The organism is Streptomyces sp. NPDC030021 (assembly GCF_055574035.1).
The window spans coordinates 213696-220265 of sequence record NZ_JBVIAH010000017.1 but is presented as its reverse complement, the minus strand read 5'-3'; the positions used below and the strand labels follow the sequence as shown (position 1 = coordinate 220265).

Genomic DNA, 6570 nt, shown 5'->3' with positions numbered 1-6570 from the left:
CCCCCCCCCCCCCCCCCCCCCCCCCCCCCCCCCCCCCCCCCCCCCCCCCCCCCCCCCCCCCCCCCCCCCCCCCCCCCCCCCCCCCCCCCACCCCCTAGGCTGGCGCCATGCGGATGATCGTCCGGGGCGCCCGGCTGCTGCACACCCACGGCCTGTCCGACGTCGAGGTCGCGGAGGACGGCCGCATCGCGCGGGTCGTCCCGTACGACGATCAGAAGGAACCACCGGTCACCGGCATCCTCATCGAGGCCCACGGCGGCCTGCTCACGCCTCCCTTCGTCGAGCCGCACATCCACCTCGACACGGCGCTGACCGCCGGCGAGCCCCGCCCCAACGCCTCCGGCACCCTGTGGGAGGGCATCGCCTGCTGGAGCGAACGCAAGCGGACCCTCACCCGCGAGGACGTGATCGCGCGGGCCACCGAGGTGCTGCGCTGGCAGGCCGCCCACGGGGTGCTGCACGTGCGGACGCACTGCGACGTCACCGACCCGGACCTCACCGCGCTGGAAGCGCTGCTGGAGGTGCGCGACCGGGTGCGGGACTTCATGACCCTGCAGATCGTGGCCTTCCCGCAGGAGGGCATCGTCTCCTTCCCGGGCGGCGAGGGCCTGATGCGCGAGGCCGTCGCCCGCGGGGCGGACGTCGTCGGCGCGATCCCGCACTTCGAGGACACCCGCGAGGACGGCCTCGCCTCGCTGCACACGGCCTTCGCGCTGGCCGAGGAGCACGGCCTGCGGGTGGACGCGCACTGCGACGAGATCGACGACGAGCAGTCCCGCTTCGTGGAGGTACTGGCCACCCTGGCCCTGCGCTCGGGGCTGCGGGGGCGCGCCACGGCCTCGCACACGACGGCCATGGGCTCCTACAACGGCGCGTACAGCTTCAAACTCCAGCGGCTGCTCGCCCGCTCCGGCATCAACCTGGTCTCCAACCCCTTCGCCAACCTGGGCCTCCAGGGCCGCTTCGACGCCTATCCCAAGCGGCGCGGTCTCACCCAGGTCAAGGAGATGCTGGCGGCCGGGGTCAACGTGGCCTTCGGCCACGACGACGTGATGGACCCCTGGAACGCGCTGGGCACCGCCAACCCGCTGCAGACCGCCCTCGTCGGGCTGTACGCCGCCCAGCTCACCGGCGCCGACGAGATCCCGCTGGCCTTCTCGATGGTGACGGAGCGTGCGGCGCGGGTGCTCGGCCTCGCGGAGACGGAGTACGGCATCACCGCGGGCGCCCCCGCCTCCTTCGTGCTGCTCCCGGCCCCGTCGCCCGAGGAGGCGATCCGCCGCCAGGTCCGCCCGCGGTACGTCGTCTCGCGCGGGACCGTCCTCGCCGAGACCCCGCCCGCCCCGACCCGGCTGAACTGGCCGGGGGAGCCCCCGTCCGAGATCGACTTCGGCCGCCGCCTACGCTGACGCCCCATGAAGACGTGGACGCTTGACACGGCATCGGCCCGCGCAGCTCTCGAGATCGCCTCGGAGTACGCGGACACGACCCTCCTGAACCACTCGGTCCGTTCCTACGCCTTCGGAGCCCGGTACGCGGAGCAGCACGGGCTGGCGTACGACGCGGAACTCCTCTACGTCAGCGCCCTGGTGCACGATCTGGGCCTGACCGCGCCCTTCGACAGCCACACCCTGCCCTTCGAGGAGGCGGGCGGCCATGTCGCGCGCGTCCTGACGGCGGGCCTGGGCTGGCCGGCGGCCCGCCGGGCGCGCGCCGAGGAGGTCGTCGTCCTGCACATGCGGGACGACGTGGGCGCGGCCGAGGACGTGGAGAGCCACCTGCTGCAGGTCGGTACGAGCGCGGACGTGTCGGGCCTGCGCGTCGCCGAGTTCGATCCCGCCTTCACGGCCGATCTCCTCGCCGCGTACCCGCGGGGCGACTTCGGCGCCGCGTTCCTCGCGCTGGTCGAGGACCAGGCCGTACGCAAGCCCGACTGCGCGGCGGCCGCGTACGTGGCCGGCGGCGCGGCCGGCCGGATCGCCGCCAACCCGCTGGACCGGCCGCGGGCGTAGCCCCGTACGCGGGGGTCACGCATATCGGTCACGGTGTCGGATAACGTGCCCGCATGTCGTGGGACGAGGACGGAACACCGCACCCGCTCGCACTGCGCCGCACCGGCCGCAGCGAACTGGAGCCGGACCGGCTGCCGGAGATGCGGGAGCTGGAGGTGCTCGGCTGGGAGCCGGCTCCCGAGGACCTGCGCTGGGTGTTCCTCCCGTACGTCTGGCCTCCCGCGGCCCGTACCTGGATCCCCGACCGGTCCACCCACTGGGCGGTGGACACCGCCCTCGACGGCCACGGCCACATCACCGGCGTGGAGTGCGCCCCGCTGCCCGAGCCCGATCTCCGGGATCTCGACCACGAGGCCGACGAGGCCCTCGCCGGGCTCGGGCTCCCGCCCCGCCCGCGGGGGCGCCTGTGGCTGCTCAGCCCGGTCGGCCCTTTCACCGCCCTCGGCGCGCTCCTCGACCACCTGGACGACCTGGCCGAGGCGCGCGCCGTGCCGGCCCGGCCCTCCGCGGCCTTCCTCGCCCTGGCCCGGGCCGAACTTGCCGGGCTCGCCGGGCTCGCCGCCACCGAGGAGTAGAGCCCCCCACCACCGCACGCCGAGGGTGCGCGCGGTCACGACAGGGCCGTCCCGGGCTCCCATGGCTACCCTGGTTGTGAGGGGGTACTGCCGGGAGGCGATCTCATGGGTCGGCGCCATCACTTCCACATCGACCACGACGGGCACTCGGTCAGTGCCACGGTCCAGACCGGGCACACCGCCGTCGTGGAGGTAATGGTCGACGGCAAGGAGACCGGACACGCCACGACGCACGACGACCACCCCGTGACCGTGCACGTCGAGCTGCCGACGGATCCGCCGACACAGGTCTCCGTCCGCGCGACGCCCGGGCCGGGTGTACCCCGCTGCATCTTCGAGGCCCCGGCCATCGAGCCGCACATCATGTCCCCCCGCCCCTACTGACGGCGGCGGCTACCGACTGCCGACTACCGGCTGCCCTTGCGCTCCTGCGTCGCGGACCGGATCTCCTCCGTCGCCTCCCGGAACGCGGGGGCCGCGCGCCTGAAGTAGTCGAAGAGCAGTTCCTGCTGCTCCGGCGAGTACCCGGCGAGCACCTCGCCGATCCGCTTCCGGGCCGGCCCCACGGCGGCCTCGACCTGCGCCAGCGCTCCGGGCACGGCCTCGACCACGACCTTGCGCCGGTCGCCGGGGTCGGCGGTGCGTCGTACGTACCCCGCACGCTCCAGCCGGTCGATCAGCCGTGTCGTCGCCCCCGTCGTGAGCCCCGTCCCGGCCGCGAGCTCGCCGGAGGTGAGCCCGCCGGCCAGGGTGATCCGGCTGAGCGCGTACCACTCGGACGCCTGGAGGCCCGCCGCCTCCGCGCCCGCCATGCCGTGCAGCCCCACGGCGTCGACGTAGTCCCGAAAGACCGCACGCCGGTCGTCCTGCTCCGCCATCGCGAACCTCCCCTTGTCATTTATCTGCATGCATGCAGATAATGCATGCGTGCAGTTGCTGCGTCAGTGTAATCAACGCGGCGGCGGCCGTCATCCGCGCGTACCCGTCGACCGAGAGGCACCCCATGAACACCAGGACCCTCAAGCGCGCCGCCCTCGTCACCGCCGCCCTCCTCGCCCTCGGCGCCGGCGGTGCGTACCTCTACCTCGACACCACCTCCGACGTCCGGCGCACCGGCACGGAAACCTGCGCGGATGTCATACCGGCGGGCGCGAACCGCGCCGACGGCGAGGCCATCTGCGCCACCATCGACGCCCTCACCACCGCCTGGGCCCGCGGCGACGCGGACGCGTACGGCGGCCTGTTCACCGAGAACGCCACCTACACCACCTACATCGGCAGCCACTACGAGGGCCGCTCCGACATCACCGAAGGCCACCGCGCGCTCTTCAAGGACTTCGTCAAGGGCACCGCACTCGCGGCGACCTTCCTCGACCTGCGCTTCCTCGGAACCGACGCCGCCATCCTGACCGGCCGCGGCGACGACTACACGGGCGCGAAGCCCGGCCCCACCGAGCTCTCCAAGGTCCAGACGTACACCCTGGTCCGCGACACCGACGGCACCTGGCGCATCGCCGCCTTCCACAACACCCAGCGCCGCAACGTGATGGAGCGCTTCTCCTTCCTCTACTCGCCCGCGACGGCCCCGAAGGCGGAGAGGTGACCCCGCGCACCGCGGGCAAGCCCGGTCAATCGCAGCGCTCGACGGCGCCCGGCTGCAGCCTCAGCTCCCGGACCTGGTGGCAGTCCGAGCAGACGGTGGCGATGACCGCCCCGCACGCGCACACCAGGTCGGGCCCCCATTCGCCGCCCATCCCACAGCAGTAGCCTCGGCGCATCCGCCTCGCGGCGGGGGAGGAGTGGCAGGAGCAGGGCCTCGTGTTCGCCTCCGCCGTAGGCACGGAGCTGGACTCCACCAGCGTTCGACGCGCGTTCCGCCAGGCCATCGTCGGCGCCGAGGGAGTCGACGCGAAGGAGTGGACGCCACGCGAGCCGCGGCACAGCTTTATGTCGCTGCTGTCGGACAACGGGATCCCGATCGAAGAGATCTCGCGCTTGGTCGGGCACTCCGGTACGGCCGTCACGGAGGAGGTCTACCGGAAGCAGATCCGTCCGGTGATCCAGACGGGGGCGACCGCCATGGACGACATCTTTAAGGTCGATCCGAAGCCGTAGTCACCCAGTTAGTCACTCAGCAAACAGGAGAGGCACCTAGGAACGTTCCTAGGTGCCTCTGATCTGCTACTACGAAGTCGGGGTGGCGGGATTTGAACCCACGACCTCTTCGTCCCGAACGAAGCGCGCTGCCAAGCTGCGCTACACCCCGATCGCCGCCTTGCAGCGCTTGCTGCCCTGGCGACATCGATTACTTTAGCGGACCTCTCGCCGGAGACGAAATCCGGTTTTCGCGGAGCGGTCGCGGGGCGAGGGGAGGCGTCGGGCGGAAGCGGTCCGCCGTGACCAGGGCGAGGCCGAGTGCGTAGAAGGCCGCGCCCAGGACCAGCGCGTTCAGGGTCACCTGGGCGTAGCCGTACCGGGCCGCGTCGATGAAGGGGTACGTGTACCGGCGCGCGGTGCCCGGGGTGAGCAGGGCGCCGCGGACCAGCGCGAAGGCCACGTAGGTCAGCGGGTAGGCCAGCCACAGGGCGGCGTGGCGCGGGCGCAGGGTGCGCGGGGTCGTGAGGAGGAGGAAGTCCAGCAGGGCGCCGGCCGGGGTGACCGTGTGGAGGAGCTGGTTGGCCACGGCCTTGGCGCCGGTCAGCCGGTCGAGGTCCGCGACGACGTTGAAGGGGCTCGACGGGTTGGCGAGGACCAGGTGGAAGACGAGCCCGGTGATCAGGATGAACAGGAGGACGCCGCCCCGGTAGAGGGGAGCGACGTCGGGCCGGCGCCGCCAGGCGCGCGCGGCGGACAGGCCGAGGACGACCGCGACCAGGATGTTCGTCCAGATCGTGAAGTAGCTCAGGACGACGGGCACGCTCCCGTACACGCACTCGATGACCAGCCCCACCACGGCCGCGGCACAGACCAGGGCGCGGAACACCACCGGGACGAGGCGCGACGGGGTGGTCATCCCGGCAGCGTATTACCCCTTCGGGGTCAGCGTCAGGAGCGTCGCCTCCGGCGGGCACGCGAAGCGGACCGGGGTGAACCGGTTGGTGCCGCAGCCGGCCGAGACGTGCAGGTACGCGCGATTGCCCTCCGCCTCGTGCGTGGAGAGCCCCTTCACCCGCTCCGTGTCCAGGTCGCAGTTGGTGACGAGCGCCCCGTAGAAGGGGATGCACAGCTGCCCGCCGTGGGTGTGGCCCGCGAGGATCAGCGGGTACCGGTCGGCCGTGAAGGACTCCAGGACGCGCAGGTACGGGGCGTGCACCACCGCCATCGAGAAGTCCGCGTCCGCCTCCGGGCCGCCGGCGACGCTCGCGTAGCGGTCCCGCTTGATGTGCGGGTCGTCGAGCCCGGTGAAGGCCAGTTCCAGGCCGTCCAGCTTCAGCCGCGCCCGGGTGTTGGTGAGGTTCAGCCAGCCGGCCGCGTCGAAGGCGTCCCGCATTTCCTCCCACGGGTTGTGGACGGCGCCGACGACCGGCTTGTTGCCGTTCAGCCCGTGCCGGCCCTGCGCCTTCTCCAGCAGGTAGCGCCCGGGGTTGCGCAGCCGCGGCCCGTAGTAGTCGTTCGACCCGAAGACGTACACACCCGGGAAGGACATCAGGGGGCCGAGCGCGTCGAGCAGCTCGGGGATGCCTTCGGTGTCGGAGAGGTTGTCGCCGGTGTTCACGACGAAGTCGGGGCGCAGGCCGGCCAGGGACTGCAGCCAGGCACGTTTCTTGCGCTGTCCGCCGACCATGTGGATGTCGGAGACCTGGAGCACGCGCAGCGGGCGCATCCCCTGGGGAAGGACAGGCACCGTGACCCGGCGCAGGCGGAAGGACCGCGCCTCGAAACCGGCGGCATAGGCCACACCCGCGGCCCCCACCGCAGCGATTCCGGCAGCCGCCTTCAGGGGTACTCCGTAACGCGCACGCATGGACCCATCGTCGCAGACC

The 6570-nt window shown here is 72.3% G+C and carries 9 protein-coding genes, 1 tRNA gene and 1 pseudogene; 6 read left to right on the top strand and 5 right to left on the bottom strand.

Going from position 1 to position 6570, the window contains the following annotated elements; translation table 11 throughout:
* Positions 1–107 precede the first annotated feature (107 nt).
* From codA to ACZ4YL_RS29905, 4 genes are all read left to right on the top strand, one after another.
* Positions 108–1409, top strand: coding sequence for a cytosine deaminase (codA, locus tag ACZ4YL_RS29920; RefSeq protein WP_468120862.1), 1302 nt, complete (start codon positions 108–110; stop codon positions 1407–1409).
* 6 nt (positions 1410–1415) lie between these two features.
* Entirely contained in the window at positions 1416–2012 is a 597-nt protein-coding gene (locus ACZ4YL_RS29915) for an HD domain-containing protein (RefSeq protein ID WP_468120861.1), read from the top strand.
* A 53-nt stretch (positions 2013–2065) separates the two neighbouring features.
* The gene (locus tag ACZ4YL_RS29910; RefSeq protein WP_468120860.1) at positions 2066–2587 is read left to right on the top strand and encodes a DUF5956 family protein; all 522 of its coding nucleotides are present in this window, start codon (positions 2066–2068) and stop codon (positions 2585–2587) included.
* Positions 2588–2692: 105 nt separating this feature from the next.
* On the top strand, positions 2693–2971 hold the full coding sequence (locus ACZ4YL_RS29905; RefSeq protein ID WP_468120858.1) for a hypothetical protein: 279 nt from the start codon (positions 2693–2695) through the stop codon (positions 2969–2971).
* A gap of 23 nt (positions 2972–2994) precedes the next feature.
* Here ACZ4YL_RS29905 and ACZ4YL_RS29900 read toward each other — a convergent pair whose 3' ends face one another.
* The gene (locus tag ACZ4YL_RS29900) at positions 2995–3495 is read right to left on the bottom strand and encodes a MarR family winged helix-turn-helix transcriptional regulator (RefSeq protein WP_468120857.1); all 501 of its coding nucleotides are present in this window, start codon (positions 3493–3495) and stop codon (positions 2995–2997) included.
* 95 nt (positions 3496–3590) lie between these two features.
* Between ACZ4YL_RS29900 and ACZ4YL_RS29895 the strand changes: the two genes are divergently transcribed.
* The gene (locus tag ACZ4YL_RS29895; RefSeq protein ID WP_468120856.1) at positions 3591–4190 is read left to right on the top strand and encodes an SgcJ/EcaC family oxidoreductase; all 600 of its coding nucleotides are present in this window, start codon (positions 3591–3593) and stop codon (positions 4188–4190) included.
* Positions 4191–4215: 25 nt separating this feature from the next.
* Here ACZ4YL_RS29895 and ACZ4YL_RS29890 read toward each other — a convergent pair whose 3' ends face one another.
* Positions 4216–4341: a hypothetical protein gene (locus tag ACZ4YL_RS29890; protein ID WP_468120854.1), complete on the bottom strand. Its 126-nt coding sequence runs from the start codon at positions 4339–4341 to the stop codon at positions 4216–4218.
* Between the two features lie 25 nt (positions 4342–4366).
* Here ACZ4YL_RS29890 and ACZ4YL_RS29885 point away from each other — a divergent pair.
* A pseudogene (locus ACZ4YL_RS29885) lies at positions 4367–4702 on the top strand (tyrosine-type recombinase/integrase); the annotation flags it as partial.
* A gap of 77 nt (positions 4703–4779) precedes the next feature.
* Here the strand turns inward: ACZ4YL_RS29885 and ACZ4YL_RS29880 are convergent.
* The 3 genes from ACZ4YL_RS29880 to ACZ4YL_RS29870 form a co-directional block, all read right to left on the bottom strand.
* Positions 4780–4853: transfer RNA gene (locus ACZ4YL_RS29880), tRNA-Pro, on the bottom strand.
* A 39-nt stretch (positions 4854–4892) separates the two neighbouring features.
* Positions 4893–5600 carry a Pr6Pr family membrane protein gene (locus ACZ4YL_RS29875; protein ID WP_468120852.1) on the bottom strand — a complete coding sequence of 236 codons (708 nt, stop codon included), beginning with the start codon at positions 5598–5600 and terminating at the stop codon, positions 4893–4895.
* Positions 5601–5612: 12 nt separating this feature from the next.
* On the bottom strand, positions 5613–6551 hold the full coding sequence (locus ACZ4YL_RS29870) for a metallophosphoesterase (RefSeq protein ID WP_468120850.1): 939 nt from the start codon (positions 6549–6551) through the stop codon (positions 5613–5615).
* Positions 6552–6570: the final 19 nt, after the last annotated feature.